Raw genomic sequence first — 18,885 nt, 5'->3', positions numbered from 1 at the left:
TTCCGCCAGATGGGGCTCATCCCTCAAATGGTTAATTAATTAGGGCAGGATAAAATCTTTTTGATAAAAAGGAGATGAACTATGGAGAAAAACAATACTCAATTGAACTTTAAAGATGAGCCAGAAAAAGGATTAAAGCGAGAGCTGAAAACAAGTCAGCTTTCCATGATCGCGATGGGCTGTGCCATCGGGACGGGGCTATTTCTTGGCAGCGGACTTGCGATTCAAGCGGCAGGGCCAAGTGTATTGCTCAGTTATGCTCTTGGGGCGTTCATTGTCTTACTATTGATGGGCTGTTTAGCCGAAATGACGGTTGCCCACCCTACTTCCGGATCTTTTGGGGCCATTGCGGAAAAGTACATGAGTCCAATGGCAGGCTATCTTGTCCGCTATTCCTATTGGATTGGCAATGTTTTGGCCGTTGGGGTTGAAGTAAGTGCAGTCAGCGTATATATGAATTATTGGTTTCCGACCGTGCCGGGAATCGTATGGATTTTGTTGTTTGCAGGTGTCCTGATTTATGTAAATGCTACCAGCGTGAATACATTCGCGACATTTGAGTATTGGTTCTCCTTTATTAAAATAAGTGCCATTGTTGGTTTTATCCTACTTGGAGCCTATGTACTGTTCGGTTCATCCGAACAGCCGCATATAGGACCGGAAAACTTCGTGAATGAAGGCGGTTTTTTCCCATTTGGTTTGAAGGGGATGTGGATAGCCGTATTTATTTCTTTATTCAGCTTTCTTGGAACTGAATTGATAGCGGTTACATCAGGGGAGGCAAAAGATCCGGATGCAGCCGTCCCAAAAGCATTAAAAGCGACTGTGTTCCGTTTATCCACTTTCTATGTGCTGACAATCGGCATCATGCTGATGATCGTTCCTTGGAAAACGGCCGGGATCGAGGTAAGCCCATTCGTAAAAGTGATGGAAATCCTGAACATTCCAGGTGCATCCGGGATCATGAACTTTATTATTCTAACGGCTGCCATATCTGCCATGAACGCTCAGCTCTATGCTTCAACACGGATGATGTTTTCATTGGCACGCGGAAAACATGCACCTACCTTTTTAGGAAAGTTAAACAAAAGCGGTGTTCCTACGAAAGCCCTTGCTGTCTCTTCAATGGGGATTTTCATCGCTGCAGGCGTTCATGCGTTACTTCCTGGTTCATCCTATGCTTTCATGATGGGGATTTCCATGTTCGGTGCCATGTTCACATGGCTCATGATCTTCATTTCCCATTTGTTTTTCAGGGTGAAATGGGAGAAAACCGGCGGACGCAAATTACCTGTTAGGATGATCGGTTTCCCCTATTTAACGATACTAGGAGCCGTTCTTCTATTCAGCTTGATGATTACGTCATGGTTTACGGATTTCAAAATCATGCTTCAATTCGGGATTCCTTGGTTACTATTTTTAGCTGTTGCTTATTTTGTTTCAAAAAGAAGAAATATTAACCATAATGTAATGGAAGAACCTCTGGAAAAGAAGATAGAATAGAATGACGGAATAAATAGTTTTTTGCGAAAAGTGAGGAGATTGCGGAATGAAGAATACAGATAAAAATGAACAAACAATAACGGGTTTAGAGAAAGAAATTCAAACCGACTTTCAAAAATCGATGTCCTATGGAGATTACCTCCACCTTGATAAGATTTTAACCAGTCAGCATAGATGTTCCGATCATCATGATGAAATGCTATTTATCGTTATCCATCAAGCGAGTGAGCTATGGATGAAGCTCATTTTGCATGAATTGACAGCAGCAACTGAGTCCATCCGCCAAAACAGGTTGGAACCTTCGTTTAAAATGCTGTCCCGCGTTTCGAGGATCCAGCAGCAATTGATCCAGTCATGGAATGTCCTTTCAACTTTAACGCCGGCTGAATACATGGAATTCAGGGATAAACTGGGACAATCTTCCGGATTCCAATCTTATCAGAATCGCTTGATTGAATTTGCATTAGGAAACAAAAATGTCCATACGCTATCCGTCTATCAGCACCAAACGGATTTATACGAGCAAATGCAGCAGGCCCTTCATGAGCCAAGTATTTATGACGCGGCGATCAATGCTCTTGTGGCGCGCGGATTACCTATTGATCAAGAAGCCATCAGCAGGGATTGGTCACAAAGGTATGAACCAAATGCCAGCGTAGAAGAGGCATGGCTGACAGTTTACCGCGATGTTGAGCAATATTGGGACTTATATGAGCTGGGCGAAAAGTTAGTGGACATTGGCCACCAACAGCAATTATGGCGTTTTAATCATATGACTACAGTGGAAAGAATCATTGGTAATAAGCAAGGTACTGGCGGATCATCAGGTGTAACGTATTTAAAAAGAGCACTGGATCAACACTTTTTCCCAGAGCTATGGAGTCTAAGAACGAAGCTATAAGATATTCAAGAAACAGCCAGTAGAGACGGAGGTAAATGCATGGGGACATGGATTGATATTTCACAACGTCTGGATGATAACGTTGCAGTCTGGCCTGGAGATACACCTTTCTCTTATAAAGTCAATTGGAGTAAAGAACAGAGCGGATCTGTCAATGTAGGTCAAATCAAAATGAGTATCCATACCGGTACCCATATTGATGCACCTTTTCATTTCGATGACGATGGAAAAAGAGTGATTGATTTGGATCTCGACTTATATATGGGAAATGCCCGAGTTATCCATTTACCAAACAAGACAAGCATCGGAGTCGATGAATTAGCCCATATAGATCTACAAGGCGTTACCCGTCTGTTAATACGCACGGATGCATGGAAGGATCGAAGTGTGTTTCCACAAACCATTCCACATATCCAGCCAGAATTAGCGGCATATCTTTCAGAACACGGCGTCCGTCTAATTGGACTTGATTTACCATCAGTAGATCCACTGGATAGTAAAGAGCTGTCTGCCCACCATGAACTTGCCGATCATGGCATTCACATTTTGGAAGGACTTGTATTGGACGGTATCGAACCGGGTAATTATGAGTTGGCAGCCCTCCCTCTTCCTTTAGTTGAAGCAGATGGAAGTCCGGTACGTGCTGTGTTGAAAAAGTCGCCCTGACAAAATGTTTTTAAAAAAACGAGCCAGATCAAAAACTGATTTGGCTTGTTTTTTGTTGTAATCATTAACTATCAAAATTATCTCCCTAAACCACGTGCATCTATGTTATAATTTTCAGAATTCATCGCTAAGAGTGGAGGTCCGAATATGGAAAACTTTTATCTGTTCATCATCATGTGCATCCTTCTCATCATCTTACCTGGTCCAGATACAGCAATAGCCACAAGGAACACCGTTACCGTGGGGACGTCGGGAGGTTTTAAAACGATGTTCGGCACATGCTGTGCCCTGCTCATTCATACTTCTGCTGCCGTGTTCGGGCTTTCAGCAATCATTGTGAAATCCGCTTTATTATTTTCCATCTTCAAATATGTCGGTGCCGTTTACTTGGTATATCTAGGCTTCAAGACACTATGGGGATTAAGGAATAAGCAAGTGGCCGCAGCGGCGGAAACGACGGTCAAAAGTAAGTACGAAAACCAGTCATGCTTTAAGCAAGGGTTCCTTACCAATCTGCTGAACCCTAAAGTGGCCGTCTTCTTTTTAACGTTTCTGCCTCAGTTCGTGAATCCGGGGAATGATACGTTTTTACCATTCCTGATCATGGGCATGACGTATACCGTTTTAACTGCGTTGTGGTTTGTATTTTATATCTATCTGCTGAACCAAATCAGTGCTTTTATGAAAAAGCCTAGAACCCAAACGATATTCGAGGGGATAACCGGGACGGTCTTGATTGGTTTCGGGATAAAGCTTGCTCTAGAAAAAGCTCATAATTAATTTGAACTGCACCCTAATTGTTAGACATTGGAGGTGCAGTTTTAATATATCGGGGTTCTGGTATAGGTGTAGGGATTTAAGTACTTGCCTGATTTACGTTACAAAAAACCATAATTTGGTTTTTAATGCAAGGAGAAAAAAGAACATGACAACCATTGAAGTTAAGAAAACAAAAGATATCGGATTAGGTTCACTTTCTTTCGTGCTATGTTTATTGGGAATATTGTTTACGTTTGAATTTGGCGATAAATCTTGCATGGGAGATCATATTTTACATACTATCGGAATTAGCGGCTGGTCAAATGGAGATTCAGGTATTCATTATACCGTGTTCTATTCGGCTATATTTTTCATCCCCTCCTTTATTATTGGTCATATATATCCTGATAATAGAGGAGCAAAAGCAGGGAAAATCATATCAGGCATCCTATCAGTTCTTATCCTTTCAGCACTAATAACGTTTATTATCTCTTTTGAGGCCTGGGTATGAGCCCAATAATGCTGAGCTCATACCCCACTTTAGAGTTCAGTCACTCAACATACCCATTCACGAAAAATCCAATCGTTTCGAGCTCGTCTTCAGTTAAATCCCGCTTTAATTCTTTAGCCAATTCCTGCTCCATTAAAGCCCGGTTTCCCCGATGTGCGACCACCGCTCTGGCACATTCTTTCATTAGCTTAAGCTCCGCCTCCATCTCCAGTCTCGTGCGGGGCTGATCATGATGGGAAAGTATATATGTTTCGGCATCATAGGCTTCAATTTTCTTAAGAAGCAGCAAAGCCTGTTCAGCCGTATAATTCCATTTTTCCGCATAAAGATTGGCATACAGGCAGTCTCCCAGAAATAAGGTCTTTTCCTCCTGTATATAAATGATGCAGGAATCTTTGGCATGGTCGCCGCCAACATGTTCGATGACACAGGTTATCTTGCCGAGATCGATCGTCATCGTTTTTTCAAAGATGATATCGGGCAGGGGGAGGGAAATCTCTCTATTCGTCCCATGTTCCAATTTGATTGCATCGGCACAAAAGGCAATCTCCGTCCCTTCTTCGACACGTTGATCAAGGGCCCGATCTTCCCATGAAAGCTGCTGCATATCTTTAATGTTCGTGTATGTTTTTTCCTGACAAATCACCGGAATCCCGATATTCTCCAGTCCGAATACATGGTCCCAGTGTGAATGGGTAAGAACGAGGAAATTCCCGCTTATATCATTCCGAAGCAATTCGTCCTCAAAGAGCTGTGCATGCCTGACAGAGTTACCGGCATCGATGATGAGCGTTTTCTTGTTTCCCGTCACGGCGGCAAGAACCGGGCGATCCGTTTCCTGAACTGGCGGCAGGTAGACAATATGTTTCGATAGGTGCTGTAATGTTTGCATGTTTCTGTTCTCCTTAGGATTGTTGTGATTAGCTTGCTCAAGTATAGCAAATTACATATGTATTCATAAGATAATCTCCGCAAAAGGCTAAAAAGACAACAATCACTGAGATTGCTGTCTTTTTAGTCATGTTTCAAATGAACCTATTCAAATATACCGTAATTTTCGAGAGGGCATTTAAAAAGGTGGCCTTAAAAAAGGACTCTTCCTTTTTCTGATCTTCAGGCGGTTGTATATATTTTTTATTGTCCGCAATGAGTGTACTATTTTTGATTTTTGAATCCATCGCTCCTATCAACTGCGTTGCAAATCTTTCACTATCGATGACCACCATCGATTCCGTATTTAAAAAGGCAGATCGAGAATCCAAATTGTAGGAACCCACTGCACTTAATCGTTGATCATAGACAACCGATTTACCATGCAAAGAATAAGGCTTTGAATATTCATAAAGCCTTGCCCCCGTCTCAACGACGCTATCCCTAAAAGCCAAGTAACCGGAAAAAGCGATCATATTCGGGGTTGATGCAGCCGAGTTGGTAAGTATGGTCCAATCAGCCTTTGAATCCAATTGCTTCGGTACATATTCCTTCAAGGCATCCGCTGGGACAATATAGGGACTTTGGATGTATACCGATTGATTGGCGTTCGCAGCAATATCCAATAAAGATCTCCACACAATAGGGTATTTGTTGAAACGTTCGATCGGATTATGAATGAAGGACACTTTTTTAGTAGGTGTAGTAGCCTTGCCCCAATCGACGACTGGGTTCACGAAATCGGTTTCAGTGCGCAAAGCTTTGCTGTATTTATTCGCTAATGCATCTCTTTCGCGTTTTCCTTTTTCCGTTTGCCTTTTCGACAGGTCCGAAAAAACATCGCTCGTATAAGGATGGGTCCATAATTCATTCAAATAGCCCTTCATTTCAACAATTACACTATCTTTCTCCTCTTTAGCATTGAAAATGAGTACATCCCTGTCATAGACAAAATTCCTCGGCGGCTTGCTTGCTAAGTACTTATCGGCAATATTCCTCCCTCCGATGATGCCTAACTTTCCATCTACCGTGATGATCTTGTCATGTAGGCGATTATGCCAGGTCCACGGCTTAAATGGCTTAAAGGTTTCGTAATATCTTAATTCAATGTTTTCATGTGAAGCCAATGCATAACGGGCACTGCTTAATTGACCTCTGAGTCCATGAGATATTCCATCCAGAAGGATTCGGACTTTGACACCTCGGTCAGCCGCATCGATCAAGGCTCCAAGAAAAAGCTCGGTTGATTCGCCTTTTCCAAAAGCATAGTAGGCAATATCGATTGAATGCTGGGCTTCCTGGATCATTCGCATTCTGGCGAGTCCCGACTCATAACCGTCTTCGAAAAGCAGGACACGATCCACGGTGGCTTCCTTCTCTCCCATATATTCACTTACCTGTTTTATCGGCCTGTTTTCTTCTTTTTCTGCTTTGGGGAAAAGAACAACAGCCGTCACAACTACATAAAGGAAATATAATAGAAGAACAAGCAAAAATCCTTTGATTGCCGTTTTTACAGTCATTGAGCACTCCCCCCTTAAGCGATATTTTATTACTATTCGTAATATGCAAAGACTCTATTCAACATCTGCAGGCTTGATACAACCGGGAGGATTTTTTACCTTTTAAATGTGACAAAGTGGTGAACATGAAAGCAGTTGCATAATATGATAAAGAAGGAGGGATTCCATGCTTAAACAACCTGATAGAATAAGTATCTTCAATTATTGTTTTGCATTAGGGGTATCAGAGGTTTTCTTTTTATCCAGCTTTTATCTTTCCATTCTTGACGTTTCATTATTTGCGATCGCTTTGCCATTTTCCGCGTTATTTCTAATGTTCTCCTTGTACCTATTCCTTCGAACGCACAATGCAGTAAAGACCTTACCCAACCAAGATGAACGAAGAAGGGAAATTCATGCATTCTATCATCAATCTTTCGGGATTTTCACGATCATTTTTTTCACTTTACTTTTTGTTGCTTTAGCCTTCATTCCCTCGCTTGATAACGGAGGGCATTTCTATCTGCTTTATTGTTTACCGATGGCCTTGCTTTGTATGATTCCTGCGATTGTTTCTTATAAAGGGATGAAATCATTCAAACTGGAAAACGGCAGGAATTTAACGAAAATCTAATTGATTTTACTTTTATTCAAGATTTCATCCAGGTTTTTTAGTTGAATGTATAGGGAAAATGAGGATATAATAATAAATATAAAAAAAGACACTGGTTAAACCAGCGTCTCAATGAACAGCAAACTGCATAAAGAGCAGCGGCTTTCTGTGGTAAGTCAGTTGCTACTCGTTCATGAAAGTAACCCTTTTCCTACATACATCTGGCCGGATGGTATGGAGGGGGTTACTTTTTTAATGTAACCGCGATTACTGCGACGATTAAAGAGGCGAATGAAATCATTAGCATCAGTCCGTCCATAATAGAAATCACCAGCGACACCCCCTTTCTAAAAAGGAGTGACCGCTGCCCACTATACCAAAATGCTGTCCATTTACTATTATATCTGTATTTACTTGTTATTTATAGCCAAAAATAGATGTATTTAGTCTTCTTGATTCTTCACATAAAAAAAATCCCACGTAAAGTGAGAACCATTTTTGCATGTATATCCTTTATTGTTCCACTACACGGCCATCTTTATAAATGTGGAACCACCCAATCGTTCCTGTGCCGCCTTGATCTATCCAATCTTTATTAGCTGCTTTAAAGTTGTAATATGATTTTCCCTTGCCATCTTTCAGCAATCTGCCATCACCGCTGAATACGATGTTGTTACCCAGATTCTTCTTCCCTAACGCGATCGCGTCTTTCTCCGTGAACTGTCTTCTTTCCACCTTATTTTCATCTAAAGCAGCCCATGTCTTCGGTCCGACGATACCATCTGAAGCTAAGTTATGATCCACTTGGAACTCCCTTACCACATTTTGTGTTTGGGTACCGAAAATCCCATCAACACCTACATGATATTTAACATCTTTAAGGCTTTGCTGTAAGTCTCTTACATAACTCGAACGTGAGCCTTTCTTGAGGGTCGGGCGTGTTTCCGCCTTCGTTTCGATTTTCTGGATTTGACTTCCCTTTGATGCCGCGTGGGTAATTGAAGTACCCGTTCCTAAAGGGGCCAACATCAAGGCAACTGTTGGAATCATGACCCATAATTGTTTCTTCAACACATATAACCTCCATTCAAATGATCACTCCTGCAGGTTTCTGACACTTCCCTTGGAGCCCATTCATTATAACGCAAGGAGTTATTTTATTGGTGTTTTATTACTTTAATTATAAAAAATGGTAAATATTATCCACAGGAAGTGCCGAAAAGGAATCCCATTATTGACAATGCACCATCCTCATTCATAGGCTTTATTTATATATATTAGTAATCATGATCTGATCGAACACTTATCCTGATGTTGGCCCTATCTTTATGTTATACCCTTTCATTCAACTTTGATTTCATTTCTACGTTCCATATACCATTTGTAAAATGAATCAGCCACCTCAAAAGAAACATGGTCAATACCAGCATGATGCACCGGTTTAGCCCGGTTGATTGTCCCAATGGAGGCAAGGCCAAGCATTTTTTGAATGATATTTCGGGTTACGTTCACTTCAATGATCTTATCTCGTTTTGACACGAATAAAGACGTGGTGAAACTCCCGGTTTTGAATTGAATGAAGTCATTGTTCAAAATGTAGAAGGTATTGAAGAAATCTAATAACCTTGAAACAACAATAATTATTAACAGGATAGCAGATAGCATCCACCAAGCTTCTTCCACTTCCAGAACAGTTGGCTTGAAATAAAATAAGAAAATTGTTGCTACGACCCAAAGCCAGCTTGGCCACAGTATGCGCAGCCAAAAGGAATTGATCGGGAGGGGAATCATCTTAGGTGATATTTCATAGAATGGCAAAATTTCCGAGACTATTTCATATGCCCGTTTAACAGGTAGATAGGGATAGAGTGAGTTGGTTTCAAGCGTATCTTCGTCCAAACTTAAACCACCTGGACTTGTCAGTTTCACTTCGGCAAGTCCGAGCAACCGTTTCATGAAGGACTGTTTAATTTCAATTGCCTGCACTTTTTCTTTGGCTATAGAAAAGGCAGTTTCATCGATTAGACCTTTCGTAATGTAAATTCGATCATGGTCTGAGGAAATTTGATAATTCCCATATTTTAAAAATGTCCTCACTATTCCGAAAGTGATAGAAGCAATGACGAAAACAATGATGATGATCGTCATCATCCACCAAGAGCCTATTAGCTTTTCAAAAATTCCCACTGCTTTATTTTCCACATGAAAGATTTCATTGATTTTAAAATATAAAGAACTAATAAAAGGAATAAGGACCAGAAAACTAAGAGATGTAAAGGAAGCTTTTATAATATCCTTTTTTGTCGGCTTATAATGATTGGTCCGATTTGAAATCTCTTTTTTAACTTCCGCTTCAACAGAAAGAATATCTTTATATTCGCTAGCATGAATGGTCGCCAATTCTTCGTTAACAGTACTATTCATATGCATTTCCATTCGATTTGCTTCCTTTTGAGAAATGACTTCGAATCTAACAGCAGCATCCTCACCTGTTATACCTGTTTCAAAATTAACGGAAGTCACTTTAAAAATTCGATGGAATAAAGACGTATGACGGTTGACGTTTTGAATTTTAGAAAAAGGAATGGTTCGTTCAGATTTATTGAAAATTCCTTTGTATAGATGAAAGGAACGATAATCAAGTTCGTATTTATGGGTGAACCATTTTAAAATTATTGAAATAAGTGTTAATCCGAAAACGATAAAAAAAACAACCCTGCCATATGTGATGAAGGTGGATTCAGAACCAGCTTTGATCACAAAGAAATAAATGACAAAGAAAATGGAATTCCTGACTAATTTACAGAAGTTAAAAAGCATAAGAAGTGGATTGTATCGTTTTGCTGTCTTCATTGCTCCACTTCCTTAATTTTTGCATATTGAGCAATCTGATTCCTTAACTTGATAGCAACCTCTTTTGGTAGAGCTGGTATCGAGTGAGAGGAACCCATCGTTTCAATTGAAACTGAACAGAGTCCGTATTTTCTAAGTAACGGTCCTTGTTTGGTTGCAACCGATTGAATTTTTGTCATTGGAACAAGTTCATGCACTTCATTTAGTACACCAGATTTCAATTGTAAAAACTCTTCATCTACATCAAAGCGCCAGTTTTTATAAAGAAGAAAAGGGCTGATCAATGACCAGGCTGCACCTAGCACAGAGATAACTGTAATCCCAATCAGAATCCAACCGATCCACTCTTTCCAAGAAAAACGATAATCTAAGTAAAGTAAGACTCCAAGTATGATGAATGCGATTAGATTCGTAATCGTTTCACTTAACATCCACACTTTTATCGCATCCTTGGATAATCTTTTTTGAGGTAAGCTCATTATAGAATAAATAAAATCACCGCCTGAATTTTTAAATCAATGTGCTTTATAAACTTATATTCATTTAACCTATTCGGCCAAAAAGATTTCTTCTAGTGATGGTTCTTTTACTTTTACACGTAAGACATCAACCTTACACTGATTGAAAGCTCGGATCATATCAGCAATCTTTTTCTCATCATCAATATTGATAGTCATGTAAGGATCTTTCATTTCCAGTTCTGTACCTACTGACTCCAGCCACTGATGTAATTTTACTTGTTCCGATTTCGGTACCGAAGAATGCTTAAGCTTGACCCTTATCGTCGACCTATATAAGTTCCTGAGTTCTTCCATTGTGCCAATATTAACAATCTGACCTTCTTTCATAATCGCTATTCGAGTGCATATTTTCTCTACTTCATAAAGATTGTGGGATGTCATGAAAATGGTCGCACCTTTTTTTTGCAGATCCTTGATCAGCTTTTGAATATGGATTGCGGATTCCGCATCCAAACCTGAAGTTGGTTCATCTAGAAAGATTAGCTCAGGTTCATGGATGATGGCTTGTGCAATTCCAAGCTTCTTTTTCATACCGAATGAAAATTTAGCGGCTTTTTTATGAGCATGAGATTCAAGACCAACTAACTGCAAGACTTCAATACACCTATCTTTTCCTGCAGGATTTCCTGAAAGAGCTGATAAAAACTTCAAATGCTCCACCGCCGTTAACGAGCCATATAATGTCGAGTAATCAGGCATTACCCCAATCCTCTTCTTTACCTGATCATTTGAACCTTTTACACCTAGAAGCGAGTAAGTTCCAGAGTTGGGTTGAATAATGCCGGTTAACATATTGATGAAGGTTGATTTACCAGCTCCGTTACGACCTAGAAAACCAAAGATTTCTCCTTTTTCCACGATAAGATCAATTCCTTTTACGATTGGTACCGCTCCATACGATTTCTTTAACTGCGTTGTTTCTATGGCGTTCATCAGCATTCCCTCCTTTTGAAAATCAGATTGGCGATAACGAGCATGATACCTGCTAATATAATAATCACCAAAAAGGTATAGTCTTCCCTAATCAGATAATAATAGGGGGTTATGAATTTTATCCAACTCACCCAAACATTCGACGTAAAGGAAACCCATAATCCAATGATAGGAAAAGCTACCCCAACCATGATTCCAAGGAACATGGTAAATCCAGGCTTAGGAATGAGAACGGAAAGTAAGATTGTTAAGCCTATTTGGTAGGTTAATAAACTCATTGTCTGAGTAAAGATAAAAACATCAATCTTCTGGGAAAAGATGCTGGTAAGCAAGAAGGAGGTCGTTAGGCAAATAAGCCAAAATAGCCAAATACCTAAAAACTTCCCCAGTATAATGGAGGTTCTTGACGTTCTTGTCACTAAAAATCGTATAGTGCGTTCGTGTGTTTCTCTGTTCAGGCTATCGTGTGAAAGGCCCATAACAAATAATTGACCAAAAAATAATATAAGGATCAAAAGACCAACTGTGTGTATATTTTCAGCTTCCCTCGCTGTAAGTTCAATCCCAGACGTTAATAAATCGGAAAACTTGGCCGAATAATAGGAGGTAGCTAATAACATCATTACAATAATGACTGATTTAATTCCTTTAAATAAGCTGATAAATTCTCTTTTTCCAATAATATACATACTAAGTCTCTTCCTTCCTGTTCATCACTTAAGGACTATTATAGATGTTCTTTCTTAAGCTATCAGAAACTCCACCTTAATTTTTCCTTAATTATTAAATAATTGGTAAACGAATGATATGATAATTTATATATCATAATAGAATGGGAGTATCCATATGCAAGAGACACAAATATTAATTGTAGATGATGAAAAAGCAATACTACATATGTTAACAACGATTCTAAAAAGAGAAGAATTCAAAAATATAGATACAGCATCTACTGCTGCGGACGCTTTGACCTTATGTCAAACAAAAAGATATGACTTAATCCTTTTGGATGTTATGCTCCCAGATCGTAGCGGTTTTGAAATTTGTCCGCTCATTAGAGAAACCACCGATGCCCCCATTTTCTTTCTTACGGCACGTTCAACAGATTTGGATAAACTTTCTGGATTTGCATTAGGCGCAGACGATTATATTACAAAACCCTTTAATCCACTTGAGGTTGTCGCAAGGGTAAAAGCACATTTACGGCGTCATTCAGGAAAGGTTTCACATACTTCCCAAACGTTTTACCAATACGGACAAATCCAAGTAAACACTCTATCTGGAGAAGTAACCGTGAATGGCAGGACAGTAGAATTGCCTGCACAGGTTTACCTGCTACTGCTATTCTTCTGTAAATATCCAAATCAGCTTTTTAGTAAAAGCCAGCTTTATGAAAAAGTATGGGGCGAAGAATTTTTAGGTGAGGATAATACCGTTATGGTCCATATTAGTAAACTTCGGGAAAAGATTGAGGACAACCCAAGTAAACCACGTCATCTTATTACAGTAAGAGGACTTGGCTATAAATTTATTTCTGATGGTAGTAAACATGAACATTCATAAACGCTTTATTGTACAGTTTTTTATCCAATTAATTCTTGTTTTCATCATATTTTTCTTTATTCTATTGTCCATTTGGGCGATCATTGGCTTTTCCATCATGAATGACGAGGTTACACAAGACTTATCAAAGGCAGATAGCACTTTCTTTTCTGATAGGATTACGATACAAGGTAAAAAAGTGACATTCGATGACGAATTAAAACAGCTGGCAAAGAATCAGAATGGCTGGCTCCTAGTCCTGACAACAAAAGGCGATGTTATTGGAGCTTACAATACTTCAGAAAATGTACCTTCACATTTTAATGAGGGCGAACTTGCTGGTTTAATGCTACAAAATAGCTCTGACCCTGTGGAATACTTCCATTGGAAATTAGATGAAGCGTATCCGCAGCCCCAGTTACTTATATTCGGTAGAAAAAGTTCTGAGACTAGTCTGTTAAACGAGGTTAAGACAAGTGTCGATTGGAAAAATCATCAGCTTAATCTTTCCGCTGCCACTCTTAAGCAAATGGATGAGGAGGGGGGCTGGGTTCAATTAATCAATTCGACCGGTAAGGTATTAGATGGTTATGGCAGCGAAAAGGAAGGGACCTCATACACGAATCAGGACCTTCAAACCTTATCAGGGAGTGAACAAGATTCAGTTGATGCTTTCTTTGATGCAGAGACAGAACAGACAATAATTGTGGGTATAAACCATTCAGGTTCGACCTCTCTAGAAGAAAACTTGTTCAAAAGGATCAGTAAAAGTATTTTAATCATTTTTATAGCGTTATTTCTTCTATTGTTAACGGGTACTTTCTGGTATGCACGTAAATTTGGGGTTCCTTTGATTACGATGATGAAATGGATTCAAAATCTTGGAAGTGGTTTATATGAACAGCCGCTCGATCTTCATCAACGCCCTATCTTGTTAAATAAAAAAGGAAAGTTAAAAAGGAAATATCGGTTATATAAGGATCTGATTACAACACTTTTACAGTTAACCGAGACCCTGCATCAAAATGAAACCCAACGAAGAAAAATGACTCAAACCAGGGATGAATGGATAAGCGGTCTTTCTCATGATTTAAAAACGCCTCTTGCTTCCATATCAGGTTATGCTCAAATGCTAGAATCTGAAGATTACTCGTGGACAGAAAGAGAGACAAGAGAATTCGCCTTAATCATTGCCGAAAAGTCAGGATATATGATGGAATTACTTGAAGACCTAACATTAACATACCGTTTAAGAAATCAAGCTCTGCCCATTGTGAAAGAAGAAGTGGATATCATTGAATTCATACGCAGAACCATGATCCATTTCATAAATGATCCGGCTAACAACGATATGAAATTCGTCTTCCAGCCGAAAAACGAAACAGCTATAGCATCCATCGATACCAAATGGTTTCAACGGATTATTGATAACCTAATTGCGAATGCAATCCATTATAATCCTGCTAGTACTACGATCACAGTATCTATTTCGCCTATTGAGCAGCACCTTCTCATTATTACGATTGAAGATGACGGCATAGGTATGGACAATGAAACTCTAGATAGGCTCTTCCAGCGCTATTACCGAGGTACCAATACAAGTGATTCCGGGCGTGGAACGGGTCTTGGGATGGCCATAACGAAACAATTGGTTCACCTTCATGGAGGCTCGATTAATGTAAAAAGTTCTCCGCAAAGAGGCACAACCGTTCGAATCATTCTCCCTGCCTAAACTAGATGAAAAATAGGCTAGCAGAAATTCACAAGTGTACATTTGAATCAGAGTTAAAGTTCAATCAGATTGGATAATGTCATGATTTCGAAATGTTGGCGTACCCCAAATAGAATTACATATGTTGTTCACAGGCAGGAAGTGACACTTGAATAAAAACAAAATCATCCCCTATAGGAGATGATTTTGTTTTTATTGATTTTCTGGCTGTTGTTGATTCTGCCCTGGCATCCCAGTCCCCATTCCCATCAAGTTCGTGGCAAGCGGAACCATATTTTTCATTTTCCCGCCATTTCCACTCAACATTTGATAAGTGGCTATACCTACTCCTACCGAAGCGACAACTGGTAAAATTTTATCCATGTTTGCTCTCATTTACATCACCTTATTTTATATATTTTTGTTCATTGCCTGAACTATAATATCTTGTTCAAAAAAAACCAAAAAATTCAAGATGTTTGTTACCAAAACAATTAGTAATAAAAACATGTTAAATAGGGAAAATTCTTTCAGGAGGGATATTATGCAAGTACTCTTCGAATGAGGTGAATATTCATGCCAATGTTAGATATGGACGGTATCAGCTTGCATTATTCTGTTAGGGGAAAAGGGGTTCCTATTGTTTTTATCCATCCTCCTGTACTGACCAGTGTGAATTTCGAATACCAATTGGAGAAATTATCCGAAGAATTCAAAGTTATCACTTTTGATATTAGGGGTCATGGAAGAAGTCAGTATTCAAGACAGCCAGTAACTTATCCCCTGATTATAGAAGATATCAAACATCTGTTGGATCATTTGAAAATTAAAAAAGCAATGATATGCGGATACTCGACCGGCGGCTCCATCGTATTGGAATTTTTGCTGAGTTGTGCCGATAGGGCTCTGGGTGGCATTGTAATTGGCGGAATGTCTGAAGTGAGGGATACATCTTTAAAGCAAAAGATTTCTTTAGGCATATCACTTGCCCAGAAAGACGCAGTTCCCATTCTTGCGCTTTCCATCTCATGGAGCAATTCAAATACCATTAAGCTGTTCAACAAAATGTTTAATGAAGCCCTAAAAGGAGATGCCCGAAATATCGAGCAGTATTACCATTATAGTTTGCATTATAACTGTACCCATCAGCTTGAGAAAATCAATCTTCCCACTTTACTGATCTATGGCAAACAAGATAAACCAATGTATCGCTATGCCCATTTATTGCATGAAAAATTGCCCTATACGGAATTAAGATTCATTGATCATGTAAAGCATCAAATCCCTACAAAAGCGGCTAATCATTTAAATGAAAGTATTAAGCATTTTATCCATTCACAATCCGATTGATTTTTCCGATTGTGAATTTCAATCTTTTGCTATGTACATATCATAAATTTATGGAGTGAAAAAATTGGGAAGAGATAAAAGTAGACTGATTCATTTATTATTTCTATTGCTAGTCACTGCAGTGTTTATTTGGTCAGTGATTAAGCCTGAAGGATACTTGATATGGACAATGGAAGTCCTTCCTGCAGTTGTGTTTCTGATTTATGTAATGGCCACATATAATAAATTCCGCCTTACTACATTATCCTATTTCGTTATTGCCGTTCTTTCAATTACCATGTTCATCGGTGCCCATTATACGTACACAAAAGTGCCTCTATTTAATTGGATAAAAGATCATTACGATCTAAACCGGAACCATTATGATCGGTTCGGTCATTTTCTAAAAGGTTTACTTGCAATTGTGATTAGGGAAATAGTAATACGTAAAACCCCCCTAACAAAAGGACCGTGGTTATTTGCTGTCACAGTAAGTTTTGCGCTTGCCATTGGAGCACTCTATGAAATCATCGAATGGATAGCTGCCATCATTTCAAAAGGCAGAAAAGCTTCAAAGGACTTTTTAGGAACACAAGGTGATATTTGGGACGCCCAATGGGATATGGCGTTAACCTTGATCGGCTCTATCATCGTATTGTTCACCTTGTCCAAACTTCATGACAAGCTGTTGCGAAAATTGAAAAATTGAATTAAAAAAGAGTTACCTATATAGATCACTCTTTTTTAATCAGGATTTGATTGTTAATATGATGTTCCATATGTTCTAGATAATCTTTTATTAGCCACTCCAATGATTTTAGTTGATTATTTCCTATATCACAAAGATTAGATAATCTATCATTTGGTGTATTCGTTATTATATGAATGATTTGCTTATTTAAAGCACAAAAAAGGTTAACGATCTCATCCAATGGTCGCTCTTGGTAATTCTGGACTAATACCCATTGGTCTTGATTATATGATTGTATAACATATGGGTGTTCTTCGTACTGAATCTTGATAAACCTATTCATATTGTTCAATGCAGAATCGCATAAATGTCCTAAAATCTCTTTTTTGGACCATTTGTGTGGCATTGGTCGATGATTTAATTCTTTTTCTGTCATCCGGTTGAACTCTTCAGGTATAAAACCTATCCAATGATTGATTCCATCTATTACATTTTTCAATTTGCACTCCCCCTAAGTTTTACCTAAAGGATTTTTATTCGGCAACCAACCTGAAAATACCTCCTTCTTCAACTAACTGCACGGTTTGTTGAATATGGCAAATAACAGCCCAAAAGAAAAAACCGAAATCAAAAATGGATTTCGGTTCAGACTTCAGGCAAACTTGAAGAAAAATCAGTTTGCCTGAAGTTTAAATAAGTTCCAGTTGATTTCAGAAATCCGCTCCCTTTCCGCCGACTGTCTGCCAAGCCTCCTCGACGCAAGCGTCTCCGGGGTCTCGGCTAGCCAGTTTTTCGGCAGGAGTGTCGCATATTTCTTCCATCCATTAAGGATTTCAGTAAAAAAACATGAAGGATAATCAAGTTTTCCTTTTAAAAACATGTTTGGGAGTAGGCCATTCCGAACTCCATTTTTACGACAAAAGGGTACCTGGATTTTTTAACCAAATTTGATTGGAGCTGGTGGGGAGATCCCACAGGCGCAAAGAGCTCCGAGGGCGGATCACCCTTGGAAAGCTAGTGACTGGAGGCAACGTACAATTTGACCAATCATGATTGTACTTGCTTACTGCCCTTTTTTTCATTGATGGCTTTTTGATCGATTTTTGTATAGATGCGCTCCACTTCGATTTTGTCATGCAACAGAAGCTCGCGGTTTTCTTTTAGCAGTTGAGTATAAGATTTCCTTCTCCTAGACATTTTTTGATTCACCTCTCAAGTGATTGAATTCCTTCTGTAAAACTACGATCGGAAGCTCGTATAGTTGTTTATTATATTTTTTAAAAATCCCGAATTTCAGAAGTTCTTGTATAAGTTCTTCTTTTTTTGCTTCTCCCTTTGCACTTAATTGGGTAATCATCAAGGACCCTCCTTAACAAAAATACAGACTTTTGGTATTTGGGGCTGCCTAGCAACCGATCCCACATGAAGAATCTCCACTTTTTCCTATTGCTTCCCCATATAAGGGCATGCTCTGCAAAGTCTTCGCATTTCCTCAGTTGTTCGTATGTACTGCTTTCATGGTGTATTTTCAATACTCGATCATATACATCAAATCCAAATCGCTTCATTTTATCGGAAAGGATATCTAACGCGGCGCAGGGTTTCGAATGGGTCAGGTCGCCGGCACCAAAGAGTGCAACTTTCACTCCAGCAAAGTCCACTTGGTCAATTTCTTCATAAAACTCGTTTGCTTCATACGGTACATCTTCAAGATTCCATGTATATAAACCAATAAAGGCCAAATCAAAATCCTTTAAAGCATCAACTTCAACAGTGTCCAATCTTTCCATATATACTTCACAGCCGACAGCCTTCATTCTATTCTTTATGTTTATAGCCATTTTCTCGGTATTACCGGATAAACTGACATAACCAATGAATACCTTCATCTATATCACCTTCCTAATTGAGAATTAATTT

The 18,885-nt window shown here is 39.1% G+C and carries 22 protein-coding genes; 10 read left to right on the top strand and 12 right to left on the bottom strand.

Translation table 11 applies throughout. The annotated features are described in order from the left end of the window. The first annotated feature begins 81 nt into the window (after window positions 1-81). The 5 genes from AC1DIV_RS18195 to AC1DIV_RS18175 all read left to right on the top strand — a co-directional run bounded on the left by AC1DIV_RS18195 (window position 82) and on the right by AC1DIV_RS18175 (window position 4,340). A complete protein-coding gene (locus tag AC1DIV_RS18195; protein WP_477577066.1) occupies window positions 82-1,503 on the top strand; it encodes an amino acid permease in 1,422 nt (473 codons plus the stop codon). A 46-nt stretch (window positions 1,504-1,549) separates the two neighbouring features. After that, window positions 1,550-2,404, top strand: coding sequence for a tryptophan 2,3-dioxygenase (gene kynA / locus AC1DIV_RS18190; protein ID WP_048679521.1), 855 nt, complete (start codon window positions 1,550-1,552; stop codon window positions 2,402-2,404). Between the two features lie 39 nt (window positions 2,405-2,443). Then, a complete protein-coding gene (gene kynB / locus AC1DIV_RS18185; protein WP_477577064.1) occupies window positions 2,444-3,070 on the top strand; it encodes an arylformamidase in 627 nt (208 codons plus the stop codon). A 147-nt stretch (window positions 3,071-3,217) separates the two neighbouring features. Continuing rightward, a complete protein-coding gene (locus AC1DIV_RS18180; protein WP_249595478.1) occupies window positions 3,218-3,850 on the top strand; it encodes a LysE family translocator in 633 nt (210 codons plus the stop codon). A gap of 145 nt (window positions 3,851-3,995) precedes the next feature. Continuing rightward, a complete protein-coding gene (locus AC1DIV_RS18175) occupies window positions 3,996-4,340 on the top strand; it encodes a hypothetical protein (RefSeq protein ID WP_477577062.1) in 345 nt (114 codons plus the stop codon). Between the two features lie 40 nt (window positions 4,341-4,380). Here the strand turns inward: AC1DIV_RS18175 and AC1DIV_RS18170 are convergent, their stop codons facing one another. After that, window positions 4,381-5,232, bottom strand: a complete 852-nt coding sequence (locus AC1DIV_RS18170; RefSeq protein WP_477577060.1) for an MBL fold metallo-hydrolase — start codon at window positions 5,230-5,232, stop codon at window positions 4,381-4,383. Window positions 5,233-5,365: 133 nt separating this feature from the next. Further along, window positions 5,366-6,793 carry a phospholipase D-like domain-containing protein gene (locus AC1DIV_RS18165; RefSeq protein ID WP_477577058.1) on the bottom strand — a complete coding sequence of 476 codons (1,428 nt, stop codon included), beginning with the start codon at window positions 6,791-6,793 and terminating at the stop codon, window positions 5,366-5,368. Between the two features lie 166 nt (window positions 6,794-6,959). On the opposite strand from AC1DIV_RS18165, the gene AC1DIV_RS18160 reads away from it, so the two are divergent. After that, entirely contained in the window at window positions 6,960-7,406 is a 447-nt protein-coding gene (locus tag AC1DIV_RS18160; RefSeq protein ID WP_477577056.1) for a hypothetical protein, read from the top strand. 492 nt (window positions 7,407-7,898) lie between these two features. On the opposite strand, the gene AC1DIV_RS18155 is transcribed toward AC1DIV_RS18160, so the two are convergent. The 5 genes from AC1DIV_RS18155 to AC1DIV_RS18135 form a co-directional block, all read right to left on the bottom strand. Beyond that, window positions 7,899-8,459, bottom strand: a complete 561-nt coding sequence (locus tag AC1DIV_RS18155) for a peptidoglycan-binding domain-containing protein (protein ID WP_477577054.1) — start codon at window positions 8,457-8,459, stop codon at window positions 7,899-7,901. 267 nt (window positions 8,460-8,726) lie between these two features. Further along, on the bottom strand, window positions 8,727-10,238 hold the full coding sequence (locus AC1DIV_RS18150; protein ID WP_477577052.1) for a PH domain-containing protein: 1,512 nt from the start codon (window positions 10,236-10,238) through the stop codon (window positions 8,727-8,729). After that, window positions 10,235-10,669, bottom strand: coding sequence for a PH domain-containing protein (locus tag AC1DIV_RS18145; RefSeq protein WP_419721607.1), 435 nt, complete (start codon window positions 10,667-10,669; stop codon window positions 10,235-10,237). Before AC1DIV_RS18145 ends, AC1DIV_RS18150 begins: the two co-directional genes overlap by 4 nt. A 117-nt stretch (window positions 10,670-10,786) precedes the next feature. Continuing rightward, window positions 10,787-11,692, bottom strand: coding sequence for an ABC transporter ATP-binding protein (locus AC1DIV_RS18140; protein WP_336865526.1), 906 nt, complete (start codon window positions 11,690-11,692; stop codon window positions 10,787-10,789). Then, window positions 11,692-12,381: an ABC-2 transporter permease gene (locus AC1DIV_RS18135; RefSeq protein ID WP_034309620.1), complete on the bottom strand. Its 690-nt coding sequence runs from the start codon at window positions 12,379-12,381 to the stop codon at window positions 11,692-11,694. Before AC1DIV_RS18135 ends, AC1DIV_RS18140 begins: the two co-directional genes overlap by 1 nt. Before the next feature lie 157 nt (window positions 12,382-12,538). Here AC1DIV_RS18135 and AC1DIV_RS18130 point away from each other — a divergent pair, with 157 nt between their 5' ends. Both AC1DIV_RS18130 and AC1DIV_RS18125 read left to right on the top strand, forming a co-directional pair. Further along, window positions 12,539-13,255, top strand: a complete 717-nt coding sequence (locus AC1DIV_RS18130) for a response regulator transcription factor (RefSeq protein WP_477577050.1) — start codon at window positions 12,539-12,541, stop codon at window positions 13,253-13,255. Then, a complete protein-coding gene (locus AC1DIV_RS18125; protein WP_477577048.1) occupies window positions 13,242-14,966 on the top strand; it encodes a sensor histidine kinase in 1,725 nt (574 codons plus the stop codon). Before AC1DIV_RS18130 ends, AC1DIV_RS18125 begins: the two co-directional genes overlap by 14 nt. A gap of 192 nt (window positions 14,967-15,158) precedes the next feature. On the opposite strand, the gene AC1DIV_RS18120 is transcribed toward AC1DIV_RS18125, so the two are convergent. After that, window positions 15,159-15,341, bottom strand: coding sequence for a hypothetical protein (locus AC1DIV_RS18120; RefSeq protein ID WP_034309625.1), 183 nt, complete (start codon window positions 15,339-15,341; stop codon window positions 15,159-15,161). Between the two features lie 180 nt (window positions 15,342-15,521). Here AC1DIV_RS18120 and AC1DIV_RS18115 point away from each other — a divergent pair, with 180 nt between their 5' ends. Both AC1DIV_RS18115 and AC1DIV_RS18110 read left to right on the top strand, forming a co-directional pair. After that, window positions 15,522-16,295 carry an alpha/beta fold hydrolase gene (locus AC1DIV_RS18115; RefSeq protein ID WP_063594561.1) on the top strand — a complete coding sequence of 258 codons (774 nt, stop codon included), beginning with the start codon at window positions 15,522-15,524 and terminating at the stop codon, window positions 16,293-16,295. Between the two features lie 55 nt (window positions 16,296-16,350). Then, window positions 16,351-16,983 carry a DUF2238 domain-containing protein gene (locus tag AC1DIV_RS18110; protein ID WP_373567496.1) on the top strand — a complete coding sequence of 211 codons (633 nt, stop codon included), beginning with the start codon at window positions 16,351-16,353 and terminating at the stop codon, window positions 16,981-16,983. A gap of 25 nt (window positions 16,984-17,008) precedes the next feature. On the opposite strand, the gene AC1DIV_RS18105 is transcribed toward AC1DIV_RS18110, so the two are convergent. From AC1DIV_RS18105 to AC1DIV_RS18090, 4 genes are all read right to left on the bottom strand, one after another. Beyond that, window positions 17,009-17,464, bottom strand: coding sequence for a DinB family protein (locus AC1DIV_RS18105; RefSeq protein WP_477577047.1), 456 nt, complete (start codon window positions 17,462-17,464; stop codon window positions 17,009-17,011). 548 nt (window positions 17,465-18,012) lie between these two features. Further along, on the bottom strand, window positions 18,013-18,162 hold the full coding sequence (locus tag AC1DIV_RS18100; RefSeq protein ID WP_095679135.1) for an FbpB family small basic protein: 150 nt from the start codon (window positions 18,160-18,162) through the stop codon (window positions 18,013-18,015). Next, window positions 18,155-18,322, bottom strand: coding sequence for a Fur-regulated basic protein FbpA (locus AC1DIV_RS18095; protein ID WP_340877345.1), 168 nt, complete (start codon window positions 18,320-18,322; stop codon window positions 18,155-18,157). The genes AC1DIV_RS18100 and AC1DIV_RS18095 overlap by 8 nt, the downstream gene beginning before the upstream one ends. Then, window positions 18,243-18,854 carry a flavodoxin domain-containing protein gene (locus tag AC1DIV_RS18090; protein WP_477577045.1) on the bottom strand — a complete coding sequence of 204 codons (612 nt, stop codon included), beginning with the start codon at window positions 18,852-18,854 and terminating at the stop codon, window positions 18,243-18,245. Before AC1DIV_RS18090 ends, AC1DIV_RS18095 begins: the two co-directional genes overlap by 80 nt. Window positions 18,855-18,885: the final 31 nt, after the last annotated feature.

Source organism: Peribacillus sp. 05N428, assembly GCF_056397085.1.
This window is presented reverse-complemented; position numbering and strand designations above follow the sequence as displayed.

What these genes read in the sequence shown, in the direction of transcription:
- AC1DIV_RS18160 (WP_477577056.1), top strand. Translation starts at nt 6,960, where the DNA reads ATGCTTAAACAACCTGATAGAATAAGTATCTTCAATTATTGTTTTGCA.
- AC1DIV_RS18170 (WP_477577060.1), bottom strand. Translation starts at nt 5,232, where the DNA reads ATGCAAACATTACAGCACCTATCGAAACATATTGTCTACCTGCCGCCA.
- kynA (WP_048679521.1), top strand. Translation starts at nt 1,550, where the DNA reads ATGAAGAATACAGATAAAAATGAACAAACAATAACGGGTTTAGAGAAA.
- AC1DIV_RS18125 (WP_477577048.1), top strand. Translation starts at nt 13,242, where the DNA reads ATGAACATTCATAAACGCTTTATTGTACAGTTTTTTATCCAATTAATT.
- AC1DIV_RS18150 (WP_477577052.1), bottom strand. Translation starts at nt 10,238, where the DNA reads ATGAAGACAGCAAAACGATACAATCCACTTCTTATGCTTTTTAACTTC.
- AC1DIV_RS18130 (WP_477577050.1), top strand. Translation starts at nt 12,539, where the DNA reads ATGCAAGAGACACAAATATTAATTGTAGATGATGAAAAAGCAATACTA.
- AC1DIV_RS18180 (WP_249595478.1), top strand. Translation starts at nt 3,218, where the DNA reads ATGGAAAACTTTTATCTGTTCATCATCATGTGCATCCTTCTCATCATC.
- AC1DIV_RS18095 (WP_340877345.1), bottom strand. Translation starts at nt 18,322, where the DNA reads ATGATTACCCAATTAAGTGCAAAGGGAGAAGCAAAAAAAGAAGAACTT.
- AC1DIV_RS18135 (WP_034309620.1), bottom strand. Translation starts at nt 12,381, where the DNA reads ATGTATATTATTGGAAAAAGAGAATTTATCAGCTTATTTAAAGGAATT.
- AC1DIV_RS18165 (WP_477577058.1), bottom strand. Translation starts at nt 6,793, where the DNA reads ATGACTGTAAAAACGGCAATCAAAGGATTTTTGCTTGTTCTTCTATTA.
- AC1DIV_RS18175 (WP_477577062.1), top strand. Translation starts at nt 3,996, where the DNA reads ATGACAACCATTGAAGTTAAGAAAACAAAAGATATCGGATTAGGTTCA.
- AC1DIV_RS18145 (WP_419721607.1), bottom strand. Translation starts at nt 10,669, where the DNA reads ATGTTAAGTGAAACGATTACGAATCTAATCGCATTCATCATACTTGGA.
- AC1DIV_RS18120 (WP_034309625.1), bottom strand. Translation starts at nt 15,341, where the DNA reads ATGAGAGCAAACATGGATAAAATTTTACCAGTTGTCGCTTCGGTAGGA.
- kynB (WP_477577064.1), top strand. Translation starts at nt 2,444, where the DNA reads ATGGGGACATGGATTGATATTTCACAACGTCTGGATGATAACGTTGCA.
- AC1DIV_RS18115 (WP_063594561.1), top strand. Translation starts at nt 15,522, where the DNA reads ATGCCAATGTTAGATATGGACGGTATCAGCTTGCATTATTCTGTTAGG.
- AC1DIV_RS18140 (WP_336865526.1), bottom strand. Translation starts at nt 11,692, where the DNA reads ATGAACGCCATAGAAACAACGCAGTTAAAGAAATCGTATGGAGCGGTA.
- AC1DIV_RS18090 (WP_477577045.1), bottom strand. Translation starts at nt 18,854, where the DNA reads ATGAAGGTATTCATTGGTTATGTCAGTTTATCCGGTAATACCGAGAAA.
- AC1DIV_RS18100 (WP_095679135.1), bottom strand. Translation starts at nt 18,162, where the DNA reads ATGTCTAGGAGAAGGAAATCTTATACTCAACTGCTAAAAGAAAACCGC.
- AC1DIV_RS18195 (WP_477577066.1), top strand. Translation starts at nt 82, where the DNA reads ATGGAGAAAAACAATACTCAATTGAACTTTAAAGATGAGCCAGAAAAA.